A 21836-nucleotide genomic window follows, 5' to 3' on the forward strand; every position below is an offset into this window, starting at 1 on the left:
GGCGAACCCCTTCAATCCAGCGTGCGGCGGTAGAAGCGCACCGCGATCGCCATCACCACCACGATGAACAGCGCCATCGGCCACACATTGGGCCATAGCTCGACCCAGCCGTTGCCCTTGAGCAGGATGCCGCGCACCATGCGGTGGAAATACGTCATCGGCAGGATGTTGCCGATGGCCTGCGCCCAGCCCGGCATGCCGGCGAACGGGAACATGAAGCCGGACAGCAGGATGTTGGGCAGGAAGTAGAAGAAGGTCAGCTGCATCGCCTGCAACTGGTTCTGCGCCAGCGACGACAGCGTGATGCCCACCGTCAGGTTGGCCGCGATAAACAGCAGCGCCGCCAGGTACACCGCCAGCACCGAGCCGACGAACGGCACGCTGAAGATCCAGCGCGCGGCCAGCAGCACGATGGTCGACTGGATCAGGCCGATGAAGATATAGGGCACGATCTTGCCGGTCATCACCTCGAGCGGCCGCACCGGCGTGGCCAGCAGGTTCTCCATGGTGCCGCGCTCGCGTTCGCGCGTCATGGCCAGGCCGGTCATCATCACCATGGTCATCGTCAGGATCACGCCCATCAGGCCGGGAATAATGTTGTATTGCGTGATGCCTTCGGGGTTGTAGAGCCGCTGCACCTGCACGTCGAAAGGCGGCTTGCCGCCGGCAAGCGGCGCCAGTGGTCCCTTCAGGTCATGCGTGGCCACGCGGTAGGGCAGCTGGGGCAGCGCGGCGATGGCCTGGCCGGTGGCGGAGGGATCGGTGGCATCGGCTTCGACCAGCAGCGCGGGCCGTTCGCCGCGCAGCAGCCGGCGCGTGAAGTCGGGCGGGATGGTCAGCACGAACTGCACCTCGCCCTTCATCAGCGCCTCGCGCCCGGCCTGTTCGTCGGGCAGCGTGCCGACCAGCTTGAAGTAGGTCGATTGCTCCATGCTGGCGATAAAGGAGCGCGTGAATTCGCTCTGGTCGGCGGCAATCACGGCGGTTGGCAGGTGGCGCGGATCGGTGTTGATGGCAAAGCCGAACAGCAGCAGCTGCATGATCGGCAGCCCGATGATCATGCCGAAGGTGACGCGGTCGCGCCGCAGCTGCAGGAACTCCTTGAGCACGATGCTCCACCAGCGCTGCAGCGAGAAGCGCTGTTGCGCGGCCGGTTTGCGGGCGGCGGCTGTCATGACGCCTCCCTGGCCTTGCGGGCCGCCATATTGTCTTCGGCCCCGCTCATCATGTGGATGAACACGTCTTCCAGGCTGGTCTGGGTTTGCTCGACGCGCCGGCCCGGTCCGGCCAGCCGCGCGAGCGTATCGGCCAGCGCCTGCGCATCGCGCCCGGTCACATGCAGTGCGGTGCCGAAGGCCACGGTCTGCTCCACGCCCGGCGCACCCTGCAGTTGCTCCGACAGCGCGGCGAGGTCGTCGCCTTCCACGCTCCAGGTCGACAGATTCTGGCTGGCCACCACTTCATCGGCGGTGCCCTGCGCCAGCAGCTTGCCGTAGGCGATATAGGCCAGCTTGTGGCAGCGCTCGGCCTCGTCCATGTAGTGCGTGCTGACCAGCACCGAGATGCCGCGCGCGGCCAGCTGGTGCAGCTGCTCCCAGAAGTCGCGCCGGGCCTTGGGGTCCACGCCCGCGGTGGGTTCATCCAGCAGCAGCAGCTCGGGCTCGTGCAGCAGGCAGGCCGCCAGCGCCAGCCGCTGCTTCCAGCCGCCCGACAGCGCGCCGGCCAGCTGCGCCGAGCGCGTGGCCAGGCCCAGGTGTTCCAGTGCGCGGTCGACCGCCTCGCGCCGGTTCGGCATGCCGTAGACGCGCGCGACGAAGTCCAGGTTCTCGCGGATCGACAGGTCGTCCCAGTAGGAGAACTTCTGCGTCATGTAGCCGACGCGGCGCTTGATCTCGTCGGACTCGCTCCGGATGTCGTAGCCCAGGCAGGTGCCCGTGCCGGAATCGGGCGTCAGCAGGCCGCACATCATGCGGATCGAGGTGGTTTTGCCGCTGCCGTTGGGGCCGAGGAAGCCGAAGATCTCGCCGCGCGCGACCTGCATGCTCAGGTCGTTGACCACGTGCTTGTCGCCGAAGTGCTTGTTCAGACCGCGCACGTCGATGGCGAGCCCGGCCGCGCCGCCGTTGATTGTCGTGTTCATTGCCGTACCACTTCAACGGGCTGGCCCGGCCGCAGCTTGGGCGCATCGGCAGCCGCCGGGCGCGCTTCGACCAGGAACACCAGCTTGCGCCGGGTCTCGTTGCTGTAGATCACCGGCGGCGTGTATTCGGCCTCGTTGGCAACGTAGCTGATGGTGGCCGCCACCGGCGCGGCGCAGCCGTCGCAGCGCACCTGCACCGCCTGGCCGTTGCGCAGCGCGCCCACCACCGTCTCCGGCACATAGAAGCGCACCTTGACGTTGCCCGGCGGCAGCATGCGCACCACGGGGCTGCCCGCCGGCACCCACTCGCCGAGGCGGTAGGGCGTGTCGTAGACCAGCCCCGCCTGGGTCGTGGCCACGGTCTTGCGCGACAGCTTCCACTCGGCCTGCGCCAGCGCCGCGCGCGCGGCGGCCACCTGCGCGGCCTGCGCGGCTTGCTGCGCATCCCGGCCCGGCAGCCGGGCCACGTCGATATCGCGCTGCAGTTCGCGCACACGTGCGGCGTCGCTGTTGGCCTGCGCGCGCGATTCGTCCAGCTGCGCCTGCGCGATGCCGCCGATCTCATACTGGCGCTGGTCGCGCCGCAAGGCCGCGGCACTGCGCTGCGCCTGGGCCTGTGCCTGCGCCAGCTGGGCACGGCTGACCTCGACTTCGACCGGGCGCTTGCCGGTCTTCATGTCTTGCAGCTGGGCCTCGGCCGCGCGCAACTGGTCTTCGGCCTGCTGGCGCGCGGCGCGCTCGTCGTCGGATTCGAGGGCAAACAGCGCGGCGCCCTGGCCGACCTGCTGGCCGCGCTGCACCGACAGCGTGTCGAGGCGCCCGGCGAAGGGCGAGGCCACGCTGACGAATTCGCCTTCGACATAGCCTTGCCAGGTGTCGGCGCGTTCACGGCTGCAGGCGGCGACCAGCAGCACCGCCGCGAAGGTGGCAAGCACCGCTGCCGGCAGTTGCGGGCGGGTGGAGTGGGCGGGGTTCATGATGACTCCGGAGAAAGCCTGGACTTGCCGGCGTCGGACGCCGGTGCCAGCCCGTGCGTCAGCAGCGCGGATACGTGGCGCACCAGCGTGTCGGTATCAACCGCTTCGCCGCCGGGCAGCCTGCGCCAGATATGGGTGGTGGCCAGCGGCAGCAGCGTCAGGCCGATCAGCGACGGCATCACCAGCGCCGGCTCCAGGCCGCTATTGAGCTGCCCGCGCGCGATCGCGGCCGCCAGCGGCGCGCTCAGTGCGCCGGCGCGCTGCAGCGCGAAGCGGTCCAGCACGCGCTCGCGCAGGGCGCCGTCGGCGCTGGCGACTTCACGGATCCACAGCCCGGGAAACCAGGGCGTGGCGGCCGCGGTGCGGATCAGCTGGCCGGCAATGCCGATCAGCATGGCCATCGGCTCGGCATCCCCGGCGGCAGCGAAGACGCTGGCCACCAGCGGCTGCAGCTTTTCCTCGACCACGGCGTCCAGCAGCAATTCGCGGTCGCTGAAGTAGTAATGGACCAGCGCTGGCGTCACGCCGGCCTGGGTGGCAATCGCCTTGACCGCGGTGCCGGCCACGCCCTGGCGCGAGAACAGGTCGGTGGCCGCATCGAGGATGCGTTCGCGCTGGCCGGGCTGGCCGGCTGCAGGACGCCCGGGGCTGCGGCGGGCGGAAGGTTTCGGTTTGGCGGGCGGGCGCGGCATGGGCAAACGGATGCAAGCGGTCTCCAGTGAATATTAATTTTTGCGTTAATTAATTCAAGGGCGGTTACAACGTCGGCCTTCCGGCACACCCTTTGGCAGGTAGACATGTCATGGGCGCTTGGCTATGCTGCGGGCGCCGGAACGCGCCGTCTCCGGCACTTCTTTTGCTGACCGCCTCTGCCGATGCCGTTTCCGCCACTTGCCACCGCTCCCGTTCGTCGAGCGCTCCGTTTTCGCCGTGTGCTGGCGGCGCTGGCCTGTTGTGCGTGCCTGCCAGCGATGGCGCAGCAAGCGGAGCCGGTGCAAGGCCTGGCTGAAGCGGAAAGCCCGTTCGCCTTTCACGGCCAGAGCACCTACATCTGGCAGCGCAAGCCATCATTCGGCGCGGCATACTCCGGCCCCAATAGCCTGGGTACCGAACGGGCCAAGAGCTACTCGTTCAGCGCGACGCTGGATCTGGGACTGAAGCTGTGGCAAGGCGCGGAGTTCCACTTCAACCCGGAAGTCACGCAAGGCGTGCCGTTTTCCGGCCTGCACGGCCTGGGCGGCTTGTCCAACGGTGAACTGGGCAAGGCCGCCAGCACCAACCCGGTGTTCTACCGCGCGCGCGCCTTCGTGCGGCAGACCTGGGGCCTGGGCGGCGGCAGCGAAGCGCTGGAAGCGGATTTCAACCAGTTTGCGCGCACCGTCGACCAGCAGCGCGTGGTGCTGACGGCGGGCAACTTCGGCGTACTGGATGTCTTCGACCAGAACGAGTTCGGCTCGGACCCGCGCACGCAATTCATGAACTGGTCGTTCATGACACATGGCGCCTTCGACTATCCGGCCGATGCGCGCGGCTATAGCTGGGGCCTGTCGCTGGAATATATCGGCGACGGCTGGTCGGCGCGCATCGGGCGCTTCCTGCAGCCGCTGGAATCCAACGGGCTGCAGCTCGACACCCGCATGTTCGAGCACTACGGCGACATCATCGAAGTGGAGAAGCGCTACCAGCTGGCCGGCCGCCCCGGCACCGCGCGGCTGCTGTGGTTCCGCAACAAGGCGCGCATGGGCGCGTTCAGCGATGCCATCGGCTTCGGCATGGCCAATAACAGCACACCGGACGTCGCCGACGTGCGGCGCGAGCACGCCAAGAGCGGTGTGGGCGTGACACTGGTGCAGCAGGTTACCGATTCACTGGGGATATTCGCGCGCGCCAGCCTGTCCGACGACAAGACCGAGACCTACGCCTTCACGGAGATCGGCCGCCAGGTGTCGGCGGGCGGCGTGCTGAAGGGCGATGCGTGGGGACGGGCGCGCGATGCGCTGGGCGTGGCGGTGGCGATCAACATGCTGGGCCCAAACCACCGCAACTACCTGGCCGCGGGCGGGCTGGGCGCGTTCCTGGGCGACGGTGCGCTGCGCTACGGGCCCGAGCAGATCCTGGAGATCTACTACAGCTTCCAGCCGGTGAAGTACCTGAGCATCAGCCCGGACTTCCAGTACGTGCGCAACCCCGGCTACAACCGCGACCGCGGCCCGGTCAAGTTCTACGGGGTACGGTTTCACGGGGAGTTCTGATCCTCCCCGCCTGCCTCACTGCCGCGCGTTGCGCTTGTTGTCCGGCCACGCCGTATTGAAGTTGGTGCGGAACGGGTTGATATCGAGCCCGCCGCGGCGCGTATAGCGCGCATACACCGCCAGCTTGACCGGCTTGCACTCGCGCATCACGTCCATGAAGATCCGCTCCACGCACTGTTCGTGGAACTCGTTGTGGTTGCGGAACGAGATCAGGTACTTGAGCAGCCCTTCCTGGTTGATCGGCGCACCCACGTAGCGGATCTGCACGCTGCCCCAGTCCGGCTGGCCGGTGACCAGGCAGTTGGACTTGAGCAGGTGCGACACCAGCGTTTCTTCCACCGGGGTTTCTTCCTGGTCCGCGCTGAGCAGCTCAGGCGCGGGCTCATACCGGTCCACCTCGATATCGAGCCGGTCCAGCAGCAGGCCGTCGAGCTCACCCATCTTCTGCTTGCCCAGGTCCGCTTCAGTCACCAGCCGCACCTGCACGGTGCCGCCGGTGGCTTCGGACAGGTCGTGGTGCAGCAGCTGCTGCAGCGCCTCGGGTGAAGCAATTTTGGTCTGGTTGAACGAGTTAAGGTACAGCTTGAACGACTTGGACTCGATGATATTGGTCGTGTCCGACGGGATGATGAAGCTGGCCAGCGCCACCTGCGGCTTGCCCTTCAGGTTCAGCCACGACAGCTCGTACGCATTCCAGATATCGACGCCGAAGAACGGCACCGGCTTGCCTTCGGGCAGGCCGATCTCGGTGCGCTTGGGCTGACGCGGGATCGGAAAAAGCAGCGAGGCGTCGTATTCGGTCTTGTAGGCCGAAGGCTTGCCCAGCGGCGAGTGTTCAGGGAGGCTCATGGGGCGCTCAGCAGGTGTCAGGACAGGAACAGCTTGTACACCGGGTTGTCGGTCTCGTCCCAGTGTACGTAACCCAGCGTTGAAAGGAAGGCGCGGAAGGCGCGCTTCTCGTTCTTCGGCACCTGGATGCCGACCAGGATGTTGGAGGTATCCGCACCCTGGTTGCGGTAGTGGAACAGGCTGATATTCCAGTTCGGGCTCATGCTGGACAGGAACCGGATCAGCGCGCCCGGGCGCTCCGGGAACTCGAAGCGGAACAGCAGCTCGTCATGCGCCAGCGCCGAGCGCCCGCCCACCATGTAGCGGATATGCTGCTTGGCCAGTTCGTTGTTGGACAGGTCCAGCGTGTCGAAGCCGTGCTTGCGGAAGCTGGCGGCGATCTTGTCGTTCTCGGCGCGGCTGGCGATCTGCACGCCGACGAAGATATGCGCCATGCTGGTGTCGGCGATGCGGTAGTTGAACTCGGTCACGCTGCGCGTGCCGACCAGCTCGCAGAAGCGCTTGAAGCTGCCGCGCTCTTCCGGGATGGTCACGGCGAACACGGCTTCGCGCGCCTCGCCCACCTCGGCGCGCTCGGCGACAAAGCGCAGGCGGTCGAAGTTCATGTTGGCGCCGCAGGCGATCGCCACCAGGTGCTGGCCCTTGAGCTTCTCGCGCTCGGCATAGGCCTTCAGGCCCGCCACGGCCAGCGCGCCGGCCGGCTCCAGGATGCTGCGGGTGTCCTGGAACACGTCCTTCAGGCCCGCGCAGATGGCGTCGGTATCCACCAGGATGATGTCGTCGACCAGCTCGCGCGTGATGCGGAAGGTCTCCTTGCCGACCAGCTTGACCGCGGTGCCGTCAGAGAACAGCCCCACTTCCTTCAGCTCGACGCGCTTGCCGGCGTCGACCGAGCGCTTCATCGCGTCAGAGTCCACCGTCTGCACGCCGATCACCTTGATCTCGGGGCGCACCGCCTTGATGTACGAGGCGATGCCAGAGATCAGTCCGCCGCCGCCGATGGCGACGAACACGGCATGGATCGGGCCCGGGTGCTGGCGCAGGATCTCCATGGCGATGGTGCCCTGGCCGGCGATGACCTCGGGATCGTCGAACGGGTGGATGAAGGTCAGCTTGTGCTTCTTCTCCAGCTCCGCGGCATGGTTGTAGGCGTCGCTGTAGGACTCGCCGTGCAGCACGATTTCCACCCACTGGCCGCCGCGTTCGCGCACGGCGTCGATCTTCACCTGCGGCGTGGTGACCGGCATGGCGATGATGGCCTTGCATTGCAGGCGCGCCGCGGACAGCGCCACTCCCTGCGCGTGGTTGCCGGCCGAGGCGGCGATCACGCCGCGCCTGAGTTCTTCCGGCGTCAGCGAGGCCATCTTGTTGTATGCGCCGCGCAGCTTGAAGGAGAAGACCGGCTGGGTGTCCTCGCGCTTGAACCAGACCGCATTGCCGGTGCGCGCCGACAATTGATGCGCGTAGGTCAGTTCGGTCTCCTGCGCCACGTCGTAGACCTTGGCGGTCAGGATCTTCTTGAGGTAGTCGGGTCTGGCGGCGGACATGCGGGTCATGGTCTCGGGCGGGCCGTGGGGCGGCGCAAAAAAAGGCGGAAATTCTGGCGGAAACCGTCAATGATAAAGGATGGCGGCGACTTCCACCCTGCCCGGGCGGGGCCCCCGCCGCCCGGGCAGGGCGGCCCGTGCCGCGCGGAGGGCGCTTCTCGTGTGGATGACGATGCACTCGCGAGGGCGCGGCGAGCCAAGGCGCAGTGGGGCCGCGGACGCCTGGCCCGGACTTGCGTCGGGGCGGGGTTGCGTGGGCGCCATGTAGGACGGCGCCCGGTGGACGCCGGTCAAAACGACGTGTTACGGTGTAACGCGATGCCACAACTACCGCTAATCGAACCCAATACCGCCCTGTTTCTCGACTTCGACGGCACCCTGGCCGACCTGGCCCCGCGCCCGGAACTGGTGCAGGTCGAACCCGAACTGGTCGGCACGCTGCACACGCTATTCGAGCGTCTGAATGGCGCGCTGGCTGTCATCTCCGGGCGTCCGATCTCTGAACTCGACCACTTCCTGCAGCCCCTGCGGCTGCCGGCCGCCGGCGTGCACGGTGCTGAATTCCGCACCGACGGCGGCATGGTATCCAAGACTTCCGCCCCCGGCCTGGAACCGCTGATCCCCCACCTGGAAGCGCTGGTGCGCGCCTATCCCGCCCTGCGGCTGGAGCGCAAGTCCGTTGCCGTCGCCATCCACTACCGCCAGGCGCCTGAACTGGCCGGCGTGGTCGATGCCGCGGTCACCGAAGTGCTGCGCCATGCTGTCGGACTGGAGGCGCTGCCCGGCAAGATGGTGGTCGAGATCAAGCCGGCCGGCGTCGACAAGGGCGACGCCATCGCCGCATTCATGAAATCTGCGCCCTTCGCCGAGCGCGTGCCGCTCTTTGCCGGCGACGACCTGACCGACGAGCCAGGTTTTGCCGCCGTGCGCAAGCTTGGCGGGCTGGGCGTGCTGGTGGGCCAGCGCGAGACCGTGGCCAGCGTCAGCGTGTCCGGGCCGGCCGCGCTGCGCAGCTGGCTGCACCGCTCGGCCCGCGCGCTGGAAGGCGCCGGCGGCCAGCCGCGCGCCCTGCCGAATGAGGCCGAGCCAGGCCCGGCCCGGCGCACAACGACATCCTGAGGGAGGTATCGCTGTGACCAATCCGAGCAGCCCGAGCGAACCGGGCCAGCCGCCGACCGAAGGCGTGCACAAGACCGTGGACGGCGGCAGCCGCTTTGCCAATCCGTCGCTGTCGCTTGGCATGATCGGCAACTGCGCCATCTCTGCGCTGGTGGACTGCCGCGCGCGCATTGTCTGGTCGTGCCTGCCGCGCTTTGACGGCGACCCGGTGTTCAACGCCCTGCTCGACCCGAGCGAGAACGCCGGCCATTTCTCGATCGAGATCGAGGACTTCCAGTCGTCGCGGCAATGGTACGAGCCCAATACCGCGGTGCTGCGCACGCGGCTGACGGACAGCCATGGCAACTGTCTGGAAATCACCGACTTTGCGCCGCGCTTCTTCCGGCTGGGGCGATATTTCCGCCCGACCGCGCTGGTCCGGCGCATCCGCCCGGTGCGCGGCGCGCCGCGCGTGCGCGTGGTGGTGGCGCCGCGCTTCGAATGGGGCCGCAAGGCGCCGGAGATGACGCGCGGCAGCAGCCATGTGCGATTTATCGGCGACGACATGACCCTGCGCATGACCACCGACGCGCCGATGGCTTACGTGCTGTCGCACACGCCGTTCCTGGTCACGCGCGGCTACAACTTTATCCTGGGCCCGGACGAGACCCTCGCGCACGGCGTGGAAGAAACCGCGCGCGACTTCGAGCAGGAAACCACCGCCTACTGGCGCCTGTGGAGCCGCCGCCTGGCGGTGCCGTGCGAATGGCAGGACGCGGTGATCCGCGCGGCCATCACGTTGAAGATGTCGCTGTTCGAAGAGACCGGCGCCATCGTCGCGGCGATGACCACCAGCATCCCCGAGGCGCCGGGCAGCGGCCGCAACTGGGACTACCGCTTCTGCTGGCTGCGCGACGCCTTCTTCGTGGTGCGCGCGCTCAACAGCCTGTCCGAGGTCGGCACCATGGAGGACTACCTGCGCTGGCTGTCCAACGTGGTGATGCAATCGCAGGACGGGCACATCCAGCCGCTGTACGGCATCGGCCTGGAGCGCGAGCTGCCTGAAAGCATGCTCGACCATCTGCCCGGCTACCGCGGCATGGGCCCGGTGCGCGTGGGCAACCAGGCGCAGGAGCACTTCCAGCACGACGTCTACGGCAACGTGGTGCTGGGCGCGGCCCAGGCCTTCCATGACCACCGGCTGCTGCACCGCGGCGGCCCCGCTGAATTCCGCCGGCTGGAAGAGGTGGGCGAACAGGCGGTGAAAGTGTTCGGCACCCCCGACGCCGGCATGTGGGAGCTGCGCACGCGGGCGCGCGTGCATACGTCGTCGGCGCTGATGAGCTGGGCCGCCTGCGACCGCCTGGCCAAGGTTGCGGACAAGCTGCAGCTGCAGGCGCGCGGCGCCTACTGGCACGACCATGCCGACCGCATGAAGGAGCGCATTTTGGCCGAATCCTGGAGCGAAGAGCGCCAGGCCTTTGCCGAAAGCTTCGGCGGGCGCGAGCTGGATGCCAGCGTGCTGCTGATGGCCGAAGTCAATTTCATCGAGCCGCGCGATCCGCGCTTCATCGCCACCGTCAAGGCGCTGGAGGCATCGCTGTGCGACGGCCCCTATATGCGCCGCTACGAGGCGCCCGACGATTTCGGCAAGCCCGAGACCGCGTTCAATATCTGTACGTTCTGGCGCATCGATGCTCTTGCGCGCATCGGCCGGCGCGAAGAAGCGCGCGAGATCTTCGAATCGATGCTGGCCGCGCGCAATCCGCTGGGGCTGCTGTCCGAGGATACCCATCCGGTGACCGGCGAGATGTGGGGCAATTTCCCGCAGACGTACTCGATGGTCGGGCTGATCAATGGCGCGATGCGGCTGTCGGCGCCGTGGGACACGGTGATCTGAACCGCCCACGGCATCCACGGCATCCAGAACAGAGGACTCCAAGAACAACATATGCCAAGACTTGTAGCGGTATCCAACCGGGTCGCCGATCCCCGCAACGTGGCGGCGGGCGGCCTCGCTGTGGCGCTATCCGAAGCCCTGCGCCAGACTGGCGGCATGTGGTTCGGCTGGAGCGGCAAGGCGCTGGAAACCGCCCAGGGCGGCACGCCGGGTGAAGGCGACCTGCACCTGCAGCAGGCCGGCAACGTGACGCTGGCCACCGTCGACCTGAGCCGCGAGGACCACGACGCCTACTATCTGGGCTACAGCAATGGCGTGCTGTGGCCGGTGTTCCACTACCGGCTGGACCTGGCGGATTTCGACTCCAACTTCCTGAATGGATACCGGCGCGTGAACCAGCTGTTCGCGCGCAAGCTGGCGCCGCTGCTGCAGCCCGACGACATCATCTGGATCCATGACTACCACCTGATCCCGCTGGCCTCAGAGCTGCGCGCCATCGGCTGCGGGCAGAAGATCGGCTTCTTCCTGCATGTGCCGCTGCCGCCGCCGCTGATTCTGGCCGCCATCCCGCAGCACGAGTGGCTGATGCGCGCACTGTTTGCCTACGACCTGCTCGGCTTCCAGAGCCATGCGGATGTCGAGCACTTCTCGCGCTACGTGCAGGCCGAAGCGCAGGCCGAGCCCATGGGCGAGCACCGCTACCGCGCCTTCCACCGCACGGTGCGGGCGCAGGCCTTCCCGATCGGCATCGACGTCGACGAGTTCATGGAGCTGGGCCGCGGCGCGGATGCGCAGGAAACCTACGAGATGATGTGCGCGCAGTACGCGCGCCGCCGGCTGCTGCTGGGCATCGACCGGCTCGACTATTCCAAGGGCCTGCCGCAGCGGCTCAAGGCGTTCTACCGGCTGCTGGCCGAGTATCCCGAGAACCGCTCGAGCGCGACGCTGGTGCAGATCGCTGCCCCGTCGCGTGAGTCGGTGGATGCCTACGTCGACCTGCGCCGCGAGATGGAGCAGCTGAGCGGCGCCATCAACGGCGAGTTCGGTGAGCTGGACTGGATGCCGGTGCGCTATATCCACCGCACCACCGCGCGCAAGCGGCTGCCCGGCCTGTGCCGCGCCAGCCGCGTGGCGCTGGTGACGCCGCTGCGCGACGGCATGAACCTGGTGGCCAAGGAGTTCATCGCCGCGCAGGACCCGGAGGACCCGGGCGTGCTGGTGCTGTCGCGCTTTGCCGGCGCCGCCGAGCAGCTGCGCGAGGCGCTGCTGGTCAATCCGTACGACACGCGCGCCACCGCGCAGGCGATCCAGCAGGCGCTGCACATGCCGCTGGCCGAGCGCCAGCAGCGGCACCAGAAACTGCTGGAGCGCATCCGCGCGCAGGATGTGCACTGGTGGAGCAGCGAGTTCCTGCGCGCACTGACTGAGACCGAAGGGGCCTGAGGCGCGGGCTGTTCTTCCGGTCGGGGAGCATGACCATGAGCGAAGACCTGGCAGCGCAATCGTGCACGCCTTGCCGTGGCGGCGTGCCGCCGTTGACGCCGGCTGAGGCCGAGGATTTACTGCAGCAGGCGCCGGGGTGGGAGCTGGTCGATAGCGCGACGCGGCTCGAACGGCGTTTCACCTTCGGCAATTTCGCGCAGGCGCTGGCGTTCGTGAACGGCGTCGGGCAGCTGGCCGAGGCGCAGGGGCATCATCCGGAGATCAGCTTTGGCTGGGGGCATGCCACGGTGTCGTGGCGGACCAAGAAGATCAAGGGGTTGCACCGGAATGATTTCATCATGGCGGTGAAGACGAGCGAGTTGGCGGAGGGGATCGGGTGAGGTTCGTGGGGGTCACTTCAAATCCCCAGGCGTATCAATATCGCGAAACGCCCCTTCATCCTCTGTCAGGATCCGCGTCACAGGCTTGTCCTTCAGCAACGCCCGCGCGCCCTCATCTCCGTCCAGCTTCAGCAATTCCTCACGCCAGGCTGCGCCAAAACCCACCGGATGCCCACGTTGCCCGTTGCGCCAAGGGGCGGCGATGGTATCCGGCGTGGTGATCGTCAATGCCACCGCCCGGATCAGTTCCATCGGCAGCCAGGGCATATCCGCCAGCGCTACCACCCAGCCGCGCGCTTCGGGCGTGGCTGCCACGGCGGCACGCAGGGCTGCGCCCATGCCGGCTTCGGCGTCGGCCGACTCCACCACGCGGCAGCCGCCGCGGCGCAGTTCCTCCGCCAGTGCCGGGTTGCCCGGGCGAATGACGGCGATCGATTCCGGCAGCGCCGCGGCCAGCGTGCGCGCGCTGCGCCAGGCCACGGAGCGGCCGCCGGGCAGCACCTCCAGCAGCTTGTTGCGTTTGCCGGCGGCGTCGAAGCGGCGGCCGAAGCCTGCGGCCAGCAGGATGCCGGTGGGCAGGTCGGTGCGGAGCAGGGGAGCGTTGGGGGCGGCAGTCATGGCGGGCGCACTCGCGAAGTCGTCAGGTGGGGTCAGGCGCGACGTCGCAGCTGCTGCCGGTGCTGGCAGCCATCTCGCGCGCGGCCTTGGCGCCTTCCACCTGCAGGATGTCGGGCAGCGATACGTGGTTCCTGGCCGCGATCACCTCGGCCAGGATCGAGATGGCGATCTCGGGCGGCGTGCGGCTGCCGATGTAGATGCCCACGGGGCCATGCAGCCGCGCCAGCTGCAGCTCGGTCAGGTCGAATTCCTTGAGGCGTTCGCGGCGCGCCTGGTTGTTGCGGCGCGAACCCAGCGCGCCCACATAGAAGGCCTTGGTGCGCAGCGCTTCCATCAGCGCCAGGTCGTCCAGCTTGGGGTCGTGCGTGAGCGCGATCACGGCGCAGCGCTCGTCCAGCTTCATGTCAGTGACGGTGTCGTCCGGCATGGTGCGCACCATGGTCACGCCGGGGATGTCCCAGGTCTCTGTGTATTCCTCGCGCGGGTCGCACACGGTGACCTGGAAGCCCAGGCCCACGGCGATCTGGCACAGGTACTTGGACAGCTGCCCGGCGCCAATCACCAGCATGCGGTAGCGCGGGCCGTGGATGGTCAGCAGGGTCTTGCCGTCGAACACCAGGCCGTCGGTGGCGTTGGCCGGGCCCAGCGTGGCGGTGCCGGTGGCCATGTCGAGCGTGCGCGCGACCAGGCGGCCGTTTTCCACGGCGTCGAGCAGCTCGGCGATGCCGCTGGCCGGGGTCAGCGGTTCGGTGACCAGCTCGATGGTGCCGCCGCATGGCAGCCCGAAGCGGTGGGCTTCCTCGGCGCTGATGCCGTACTTGATCGCTTCCGGGTGGTCGGCGATGATGCCTTGCCGGCGCACGCGGTCGATGATGTCATCCTCGATGCAGCCGCCCGAGACCGAGCCCACCACCAGGCCGTCGTCGCGCACGGCCAGCATCGCGCCTTCGGGCCGGGGCGACGAGCCCCAGGTCCGCACTACCGTGACCAGCAGCACGCGATGGCCTTGCTGCTGCCACTGCACACTGTTCTTCAGGACTTCGAGATCCACGCTGTCCATGATCGTTTCCGCTTCGGTTCCTCTGTTGGTTCATTGTCGCCGGCGGCTGCGGCGGGGGCGCCGTCGGCCGCTGGCGTGTCGTCGGTGGCGTCTGGGGTGACGGCCTCGGTGAAGCGCGCAAAGAAGGTATCTGCCATCTTGCGTGCCGCGGCGTCCACCAGCCGCGAGCCGATCTGTGCGATCTTGCCCCCCACGTGGGCGTTGACGGTGTAGGTCAGCACGGTCTCGTCACCGTCTGGTTCCAGCCGGACCTGGGCGCTGCCCTTGCCGAAGCCCGCCGCGCCGCCCTGGCCATCGAAACGGATGGTGTAGCTGTCGGGGGCCTGGATGTCTTCCAGTGCCATGCGGCCCTTGAAGCGCGCCTTGACCGGGCCTACCGCGGCCGTCAGGGCCAGCTGGTAGGCGTTGTCGCCGTCGGGCTCGATACTCTCACATCCCGGGATGCATTGCTTGAGCAGCTCGGTGTCGTTGAGCGCTTCCCATGCCACCTGCTGCGGGACCGGCAGGCGCTGGCTCTGGTTCATTTCCATGGCGGGGCTTCCTTGTTGTGCCTGGCGAGGGCAGGGGTGGCGGCCCGGGGCGGGCCGCCATGGTCGGACAGCAGCGTCTCGAGCGCCAGCAGGCTGTCCAGGTTATGGGCCGGGCGCAGTGCGTCCACGTGCGGCAGGATGGCTTGCACGCCACGCGCCTGCGGGGTGAAGCCGGGGTAGCGCAGCAGCGGGTTGAGCCAGACGATGCGGTGCGCAAAGCGGCGCAGCCGTGCCATTTCGTCGCCGAGCAGTTCGATGTGCTCGTGGTCCAGGCCGTCGGTGACCAGCAGCACGGTGGCGCGTCCGGACAGCGTGCGCCGCGCCCAGTGGCGGTTGAAGCTGGCCAGCGCGGCGCCGATGCGGGTGCCGCCGGCCCAGTCGCGCACTTGGCCGGTGATCAGCGCGACGGCCTCGTCCGGGTCGCGTTCGCGCAGCGAGCGGGTGATGTTGGTCAGTCGCGTGCCGAACAGGAACACCGACAGCCGCTCGCGCGACTGCATCAGCGCATGGCAGAAGTACAGCACCGCGCGCGAGTACTGGCTCATCGAGCCGGAGATGTCGAGCAGCAGCACCACCGGCGGCTTGCGCTCGGCGTGCTTGCGGAATTTCCAGCGCAGCCACTCGCCATGCTGGCGCACCGCCAGGCGCGCGCTGGCGCGCAGGTCGGCATGGGTGCCGCAGGTGGCTGCGCGCAGGCGGCGGGTGCGCTGCAGTGCGAGATGGGCGCGGCGCGTGCGCACCAGGTGCTGCAGCGCGCGCCACTCTTGCGCGGTCAGGGTTTCAAAGTCGCGCTGCGCCAGGCGTTCCTGGTCGGAGAAGGTCAGCGGCACATGGATGCGCTCGGCTTCGGTTTGCGCGGGCCGCGATGGCGTTTCGGGCTGGCGCGCGGCCAGGGCATCGGCCAGCCGGTTGCTGCGTTTGGGCGGCGGCGCGCCGCTGTCGACGCGCGGCAGCAGCAGCGCGCGCAGCTTGCCTTCCCAATCGGGATCGCGCCAGAACAGGTCGAAGGCGGCATCGAACAGCGGGCGCTGGTCGGGGCCGGACAGCACCAGCGCCGCCAGCGCGGCGCGCACCTCGTCGCGCTGGCCGATATCGACATGGCGCAGCGCCTGCAGCGCATCGACCGCATGGGCCGGCGACAGCGCGAAGCCACCGTCGCGCAACAGCCGAATGAAGTGCGTGACGTTGCGCGCCAGCACCGGCAGGGCCGGTGCGGCAGGCCGTACAGCGGCGTGCAGCGTGGCCATCTTCAGCCTCCCGGCGTGGCACCCGCCAGCAGCTCGGCCACGGTGGGGCCGTCCACGCGCGCCAAGTCGTCCTGGTACTTGAGCAGCACGCCCAGCGTGTCGCGCACGGACTGCGGATCGAGCTCGGTCGCGCCCAGCGCGGAGAGCGCGCGGCACCAGTCGATGGCCTCGGCGATGCCCGGCGCCTTGAACAGGTCGATGCCGCGCAGCCGGTGGATAAAGTCGATGGCCTGGGCCTGCAGCGCCGCGGCGGCCTCGGGGGCGCGCGCGGCCACGATCTGCAGTTCGCGGTCGCGCTCCGGGTAACCCATCCACTGGTACAGGCAGCGGCGCTTGAGGGCGTCGTGGACTTCGCGGGTGCGGTTGGAGGTGATCACGATCAGCGGCGGACGCTCGGCCCGGATCACGCCGATTTCGGGGATCGACACCTGGAATTCGGACAGCACCTCCAGCAGGAAGGCTTCGAAGGGTTCGTCGGCGCGGTCGATCTCGTCGATCAGCAGCACGCGCGGGACGTCCGGTGCGGCAGGGTCGGGCAGCAGTGATTCCAGCAGCGGGCGCTTGAGCAGGTAGTCGTCGTGGTACAGCGACTGCGCCTCGGGACGTTCGCCGCGTGCCTCGGCCAGGCGCAGCGCCATGATCTGGCGCGGGTAGTCCCATTCGTACAGCGCGCTGGCGGCGTCCAGCCCTTCATAGCATTGCAGCCGCAGCAGCCGTGTGCCGAGCACGCCCGCCATCGCATGCGCCATGGCGGTCTTGCCGACGCCGGGCTCGCCTTCCAGGAACAGCGGCCGCTGCATGCGGATGGCGAGATAGAGCACCGTGGCGGTCTCGCGGTCGGCGAAGTATTGCTGGCGTTCCAGCTGGGCGATGGTGTCGTCGATGGAGGTGGGAAGCATGAGATTCTTTCTGTGCCGGCATGCCTCGCACGCCGACGGTTTGCTCCCCTCTCCCGCACGGCGGGGGGGCGGGGGAGAGGGCAGGAGGTTCGCGCGCGATAACGCTTGATTCAAGCGCCGGCCCTCTCCCCCGACCCCTCTCCCGCGGTGGCGGGAGAGGGGAGACCACAATGGGGAGAGGTAAAACTCGCGCTACCCCTTCGCCGCCGCCTCCACCGCCCGCGCCGCCAGCACCGGGATCAGATGCGCCCGGTACTCCGCCGACGCATGCAGGTCGGCGTTCAGCTTCGACGCATTGACCTTCACCCCACGCGCCGCCTGCGCGGTGAAGCTGGCCGACAGCGCCTGCTCCAGCGGCTGGCAGCGGAACACGCTGTCGGCCGCGCCTGTCACCGCCACGCGCACTGTGTTGCCGGTGCGCGCCACCATCACGCCCACCAGCGCAAAGCGCGAGGCCGGGTTGCGGAACTTGGCGTAGGCAGCCTGCTCCGGGATTGGGAAGCGCACCGCGGTGATCAGCTCGTCCGGTTCCAGGGCGGTTTCATAGAGGCCCTTGAAGAAGTCGTCGGCGGCGATGGTGCGGCGGTCGGTGACCACGGTCGCTCCCAGCCCCAGCACACCCGCGGGGTAGTCGGCAGCGGGATCGTCATTGGCGAGCGCGCCACCGATGGTGCCCATGGCGCGCACCTGGCGGTCGCCGATGCCGCCGGCCAGTGCCGCCAGCGCCGGGATGCGCTGGCGCACCTCGGCATGCTCGGCCACATCGGCATGGCGCGCGGCGCCGCCGACCACGATCTCATTGCCTTCGACGCGGATGTCGGCCATGCCGGGAATGCGCGCCACGTCCACCAGCACGGAGGGCGCGGCCAGCCGCAGTTTCATCGCGGCCAGCAGGCTCTGGCCGCCGCCGAGGAACTTGGCGTCGGGATCGGCCTTTAGCGTGGCCACGGCCGCCTTGGCATCCGCGGCGCGTTCAAAATTGAATGCGTACATGTCGGTTTCCTTTGCGGTGTGCGTGGGTCACGGCCGGGCGGCCTGGATGGCCTGCCAGACCCGGTGCGGCGTGGCGGGCATCTGGATGTCCTTCACGCCCAGTGGGCTGAGCGCATCCACCAGCGCGTTGATGAACGCCGGCGGCGAGCCGATCGCGCCGGCTTCGCCGCAGCCCTTCACGCCCAGTGGGTTGTGGGTGCAGGGCGTGCCGGTGGCGGTCTCGACGGTGAAGTCGGGCAGGTCGCCGGCGCGCGCCATGGCGTAGTCCATGTACGAGCCGGTCAGCAACTGGCCGCTGTCGTTGTCGTAGATGCACTGCTCCAGCATGGCCTGGCCCAGCCCCTGGCCGATGCCGCCATGGACCTGGCCTTCGACGATCATCGGGTTGATGATGTTGCCGAAGTCGTCCACCGCGGTGAACTTGACCACCTGCGACTCGCCCGTATCGGGATCGACCTCCACCTCGCACACATAGGCGCCGGACGGGTAGGTGAAGTTGGTCGGGTCGTAGAACGCGTTTTCGTTCAGGCCCGGCTCCAGCTTGTCGAGCGGATAGTTGTGCGGCACGTAGGCGGACAGCGCGACCTCGCCGAAGGTCTTGGTGCGGTCGGTGCCGGCCACGCGGAATACGCCGTTGCTGAACTCGATGTCGGTGTCGGCGGCTTCCAGCAGGTGCGCGGCGATCTTCTTGGCCTTGGCCTCGATCTTGTCGAGCGCCTTGACGATGGCCGAGCCGCCCACCGCCAGCGAGCGCGAGCCATAGGTGCCCATGCCGAACGGCACCCGGCCGGTGTCCCCGTGCACGATCTCGACCTGGTCCAGCTGCAGCCCGAGCCGGTCGGCGACCACCTGCGCGAAGGTGGTCTCGTGCCCCTGGCCATGGCTGTGCGAGCCGGTGAACACGGTCACGGTGCCGGTCGGGTGCACGCGGATCTCGCCCACCTCGAACAGCCCCGCACGCGCGCCCAGCGCGCCGGCGATATTCGACGGCGCCAGCCCGCAGGCCTCGATATAGCAGGAATAGCCCAGGCCGCGCAGCTTGCCGCGCTGCTTCGCTTCGTCGCGCCGGGCCGGGAAGCCCTTGACGTCGGCCAGCTCCTGCGCGCGCGCCAAGCACGGCTCGTAGTCGCCGGTGTCGTAGGTCAGGCCCACCGGCGTGGCGTACGGGAACTGGCGGATGAAGTTCTTGCGGCGCAGCTCGGCCGGGTCGATCTTCAGCTCGTGCGCGGCGGTTTCGACCAGGCGCTCGACCACATAGGTGGCCTCGGGCCGGCCGGCGCCGCGGTAGGCATCCACCGGCGCGGTGTTGGTGAAGACCGACTGCACTTCGGCGTAGATCGCGGGCGTGGCGTACTGGCCCGCCAGCAGCGTTGCATACAGGATGGTCGGAACGCTGCTGGCGAAGGTCGACAGGTAGGCGCCCATATTGGCGGTGGTATGCACCCGCATCGCCAGGAACTTGCCGTCGGCGTCGAGCGCCAGCTCGGCCCTGGTCACATGGTCGCGGCCGTGCGCATCGGTCAGGAAGGACTCGGAGCGGTCCGCGGTCCACTTGACCGGGCGGCCGATCTTCTTCGAAGCCCAGGTCAGCGCCACGTCTTCCGGGTACAGGAAGATCTTGGAGCCGAAGCCGCCGCCCACGTCCGGCGCGATGATGCGCAGGCGCGATTCGGGCAGCCCCAGCACGAACGCGCCCATCAGCAGGCGTTCGACGTGCGGGTTCTGGTTGGCCACGTAGACCGTATAGCTGTCGTCCTGGCGCGTATAGCTGGCGTTGACCGCGCGCGGCTCGATCGCGTTGGGAATCAACCGGTTGTTGACGATGTCCAGCGTGGTCACGTGGGCGGCCTTGGCAAAGGCGGCGTCGGTGGCGGCCTTGTCGCCGTGGCCCCAGGTGTAGCAGGTGTTGGCGGGCACGTCGTCATGCACCAGGGTGGACGCCTTGGCGGCATCGGCAGCGCTGACCACGGCGGGCAGCTCTTCATAGTCGACGTCGATCTTCTCGGCGGCGTCGCGCGCCTGCTGCAGGGTCTCGGCGATGACCAGCGCGACCTGGTCGCCGACGTGGCGGACCTTGTCGTGGGCAATCACCGGGTGCGGCGGCTCCTTCATCGGCGAGCCGTCGATGCTGTGGATCAGCCAGCCGCAGGGCAGGCCGCCGACCTTGTCGGCCGCCAGTTCGTCGCCGGTCAGCACGGCGATCACGCCGGGCGCGGCCAGCGCCTCGGTCTTGTCGATCGAGCGGATGCGCGCATGCGCGTGCGGCGAGCGCAGGAAGTACGCGTAGCTTTGCTGCGGCAGCACGATGTCGTCGGTGTACTGGCCGTTGCCGGTCAGGAAGCGATAGTCTTCCTTGCGCTTGACCGGCGCGCCTACCAGGCGCTGGCTTTCGGGTGCGTTCATGGCCGTTCCCCCTTATTCCGCGCTGGCGGCGGTGCCCTGCATGGCCGCCTGGCCTTGCTGCACTGCGCGCACGATGTTGTGGTAGCCCGTGCAGCGGCACAGGTTGCCTTCCAGGTGCGCGCGGATGGTGGCGGCGTCGGCGCCGGGGTGTTCCTGCACCAGCGCGGTGGCGCTCATCACCATGCCGGGCGTGCAGAAGCCGCATTGCAGGCCGTGGCATTCGCGGAAGGCTTCCTGCATCGGGTGTAGCGTGCCGGGAGCGGCGAGGCCCTCAATGGTGGTCACGGCGGCGCCGTCGGCCTGGACCGCGAGGATATTGCACGACTTGACCGCCCGGCCATCCAGGTGGACCGTGCAGGCGCCGCACTGCGCGGTGTCGCAGCCGACGTGGGTGCCGGTCAGGCGCAGCTGTTCGCGCAGGAACTGGACCAGGAGGGTGTTGGGTTCTACCTGCGCGTCAACGGACTTGCCGTTGACCGTCAGGCGGATCGGAATCGCCATGCTTGTCTCCATGTGGGGTGGACGCGCATGACCAATTGCCCGAAATCCCGAACGAACTGCGTGGGACTGGCCACGACGCGGTACTGCCGCTTAAGACGGCTATAGGACGGCTAATTCGTGATATTGGTGCTGCCGCTACAACTGCTGTAGGTGCGCCAGCGCACGCGGCGAGCGGCTTCAATGCTGGCGCGAATGCTGCGGCCGGCGAACGATTGGCCACAACAGGCTCTAACAGTTAATCACAAATCGTGGGGCGCTGCCATGTGGTTTGCCCGCGCCCCGTTCGGGGCACAGCAGCTAGAATGAGCAGCGCCCACTGGCACCCGCCACGCTTACATGGAAGCCTTCTTCGACTGGCTGTTTGAAACCATTGCCCTGCCCAAGGTGGGCCTGCCCGCGATCTTTGTGGTCAGCCTGATCTCGGCCACGCTGCTGCCGCTGGGCTCGGAGCCGGCGGTGTTCGGCTACGTCAAGCTCAACCCGCATATGTTCTGGCCGGCGATCCTGGTGGCCACGCTCGGCAACACGGTCGGCGGTGCCATCGACTGGTGGCTGGGCTATGCCGCCAAGCTGGCACTGGTGCGCTACCACAAGCGGCGCCGGGCGCGTGAGCACGACCTTGAGCACCTGGAGCACCGCAAACATATGCGCAAGCCGCCCAAGCCCAAGCTCGATGCGCGCTACTTCCGGTGGATGCGCCGGCTCGGGCCGCCCACGCTGCTGTTCTCCTGGCTGCCCGGCATAGGTGATCCGTTGTGCACGTTAGCCGGCTGGCTGCGCCTCTCGTTCTGGCCCAGCCTGGCCTGGATGGCGGTCGGCAAGTTCATCCGCTACCTGTTCATGACCGCCAGCCTGCTGTGGATCCCGGACAGCTTTTGGCACAACATTGCGCAAATGTGGAAGGCCTGGTTCTGATCCGGTGCGCCGCCGGCACCACCGCAGGGCGCCGGTGCCACCGCCTAAATGTCGCCTAATCCCTTGTTCCAACAAGGATTCCTC

20 protein-coding genes are annotated in these 21836 nt (G+C 68.2%); 6 read left to right on the forward strand and 14 right to left on the reverse strand.

The features are described 5' to 3' along the window. Positions 1–11: 11 nt before the first annotated feature. Genes AC1Q7H_RS04445 through AC1Q7H_RS04460 form a run of 4 tightly spaced genes read right to left on the reverse strand, consistent with a single transcriptional unit; the run spans position 12 to position 3809 of the window. On the reverse strand, positions 12–1175 hold the full coding sequence (locus tag AC1Q7H_RS04445; RefSeq protein WP_013955509.1) for an ABC transporter permease: 1164 nt from the start codon (positions 1173–1175) through the stop codon (positions 12–14). Continuing rightward, positions 1172–2140 carry an ABC transporter ATP-binding protein gene (locus AC1Q7H_RS04450; RefSeq protein WP_013955510.1) on the reverse strand — a complete coding sequence of 323 codons (969 nt, stop codon included), beginning with the start codon at positions 2138–2140 and terminating at the stop codon, positions 1172–1174. Before AC1Q7H_RS04450 ends, AC1Q7H_RS04445 begins: the two co-directional genes overlap by 4 nt. Continuing rightward, entirely contained in the window at positions 2137–3117 is a 981-nt protein-coding gene (locus AC1Q7H_RS04455) for an HlyD family secretion protein (protein WP_492378163.1), read from the reverse strand. Before AC1Q7H_RS04455 ends, AC1Q7H_RS04450 begins: the two co-directional genes overlap by 4 nt. Further along, positions 3114–3809 (reverse strand): TetR/AcrR family transcriptional regulator, encoded by a 696-nt coding sequence (locus AC1Q7H_RS04460; protein WP_492378164.1) that lies wholly within the window; start codon positions 3807–3809, stop codon positions 3114–3116. The genes AC1Q7H_RS04455 and AC1Q7H_RS04460 overlap by 4 nt, the downstream gene beginning before the upstream one ends. A 279-nt stretch (positions 3810–4088) precedes the next feature. Between AC1Q7H_RS04460 and AC1Q7H_RS04465 the strand changes: the two genes are divergently transcribed. Next, a complete protein-coding gene (locus tag AC1Q7H_RS04465) occupies positions 4089–5369 on the forward strand; it encodes a carbohydrate porin (RefSeq protein WP_041227727.1) in 1281 nt (426 codons plus the stop codon). Positions 5370–5384: 15 nt separating this feature from the next. On the opposite strand, the gene queF is transcribed toward AC1Q7H_RS04465, so the two are convergent. Continuing rightward, positions 5385–6218: an NADPH-dependent 7-cyano-7-deazaguanine reductase QueF gene (gene queF, locus AC1Q7H_RS04470; RefSeq protein WP_211980693.1), complete on the reverse strand. Its 834-nt coding sequence runs from the start codon at positions 6216–6218 to the stop codon at positions 5385–5387. A 17-nt stretch (positions 6219–6235) separates the two neighbouring features. Further along, complete coding sequence (ilvA, locus tag AC1Q7H_RS04475; protein WP_211980694.1) at positions 6236–7774, reverse strand: threonine ammonia-lyase, biosynthetic; 1539 nt, start codon at positions 7772–7774, stop codon at positions 6236–6238. 309 nt (positions 7775–8083) lie between these two features. On the opposite strand from ilvA, the gene otsB reads away from it, so the two are divergent. From otsB to AC1Q7H_RS04495, 4 genes are read left to right on the forward strand one after another with little or no spacing between them, the layout of a single operon-like run. Continuing rightward, on the forward strand, positions 8084–8884 hold the full coding sequence (gene otsB / locus AC1Q7H_RS04480) for a trehalose-phosphatase (protein WP_492380995.1): 801 nt from the start codon (positions 8084–8086) through the stop codon (positions 8882–8884). 13 nt (positions 8885–8897) lie between these two features. Then, positions 8898–10763, forward strand: coding sequence for a glycoside hydrolase family 15 protein (locus AC1Q7H_RS04485; RefSeq protein WP_211980695.1), 1866 nt, complete (start codon positions 8898–8900; stop codon positions 10761–10763). Positions 10764–10814: 51 nt separating this feature from the next. Beyond that, positions 10815–12206 (forward strand): alpha,alpha-trehalose-phosphate synthase (UDP-forming), encoded by a 1392-nt coding sequence (gene otsA, locus AC1Q7H_RS04490; protein ID WP_013955519.1) that lies wholly within the window; start codon positions 10815–10817, stop codon positions 12204–12206. A gap of 35 nt (positions 12207–12241) precedes the next feature. Further along, entirely contained in the window at positions 12242–12586 is a 345-nt protein-coding gene (locus AC1Q7H_RS04495) for a 4a-hydroxytetrahydrobiopterin dehydratase (RefSeq protein WP_013955520.1), read from the forward strand. A gap of 12 nt (positions 12587–12598) precedes the next feature. Here the strand turns inward: AC1Q7H_RS04495 and AC1Q7H_RS04500 are convergent, their stop codons facing one another. From AC1Q7H_RS04500 to AC1Q7H_RS04535, 8 genes are all read right to left on the reverse strand, one after another. Continuing rightward, positions 12599–13204: a nucleotidyltransferase family protein gene (locus AC1Q7H_RS04500; RefSeq protein WP_013955521.1), complete on the reverse strand. Its 606-nt coding sequence runs from the start codon at positions 13202–13204 to the stop codon at positions 12599–12601. Positions 13205–13226: 22 nt separating this feature from the next. After that, a complete protein-coding gene (locus tag AC1Q7H_RS04505; RefSeq protein ID WP_211980696.1) occupies positions 13227–14264 on the reverse strand; it encodes an XdhC family protein in 1038 nt (345 codons plus the stop codon). After that, positions 14237–14794, reverse strand: a complete 558-nt coding sequence (locus tag AC1Q7H_RS04510; protein ID WP_211980697.1) for an SRPBCC family protein — start codon at positions 14792–14794, stop codon at positions 14237–14239. The genes AC1Q7H_RS04505 and AC1Q7H_RS04510 overlap by 28 nt, the downstream gene beginning before the upstream one ends. Further along, positions 14785–16041, reverse strand: a complete 1257-nt coding sequence (locus AC1Q7H_RS04515; RefSeq protein WP_211980698.1) for a vWA domain-containing protein — start codon at positions 16039–16041, stop codon at positions 14785–14787. The genes AC1Q7H_RS04510 and AC1Q7H_RS04515 overlap by 10 nt, the downstream gene beginning before the upstream one ends. Positions 16042–16043: 2 nt before the next feature. Then, complete coding sequence (locus tag AC1Q7H_RS04520; protein WP_013955525.1) at positions 16044–16940, reverse strand: AAA family ATPase; 897 nt, start codon at positions 16938–16940, stop codon at positions 16044–16046. A 192-nt stretch (positions 16941–17132) separates the two neighbouring features. Beyond that, complete coding sequence (locus AC1Q7H_RS04525; RefSeq protein WP_492378168.1) at positions 17133–17933, reverse strand: FAD binding domain-containing protein; 801 nt, start codon at positions 17931–17933, stop codon at positions 17133–17135. Between the two features lie 27 nt (positions 17934–17960). Then, the gene (locus AC1Q7H_RS04530) at positions 17961–20336 is read right to left on the reverse strand and encodes a xanthine dehydrogenase family protein molybdopterin-binding subunit (protein ID WP_153953223.1); all 2376 of its coding nucleotides are present in this window, start codon (positions 20334–20336) and stop codon (positions 17961–17963) included. A 12-nt stretch (positions 20337–20348) separates the two neighbouring features. Continuing rightward, positions 20349–20837 (reverse strand): (2Fe-2S)-binding protein, encoded by a 489-nt coding sequence (locus AC1Q7H_RS04535; RefSeq protein WP_013955528.1) that lies wholly within the window; start codon positions 20835–20837, stop codon positions 20349–20351. A 336-nt stretch (positions 20838–21173) separates the two neighbouring features. Here AC1Q7H_RS04535 and AC1Q7H_RS04540 point away from each other — a divergent pair, with 336 nt between their 5' ends. Next, complete coding sequence (locus AC1Q7H_RS04540; RefSeq protein ID WP_013955529.1) at positions 21174–21752, forward strand: YqaA family protein; 579 nt, start codon at positions 21174–21176, stop codon at positions 21750–21752. The last annotated feature ends 84 nt before the right edge of the window (positions 21753–21836 follow it).

Source organism: Cupriavidus sp. GW823-FHT06D04 (assembly GCF_058795055.1).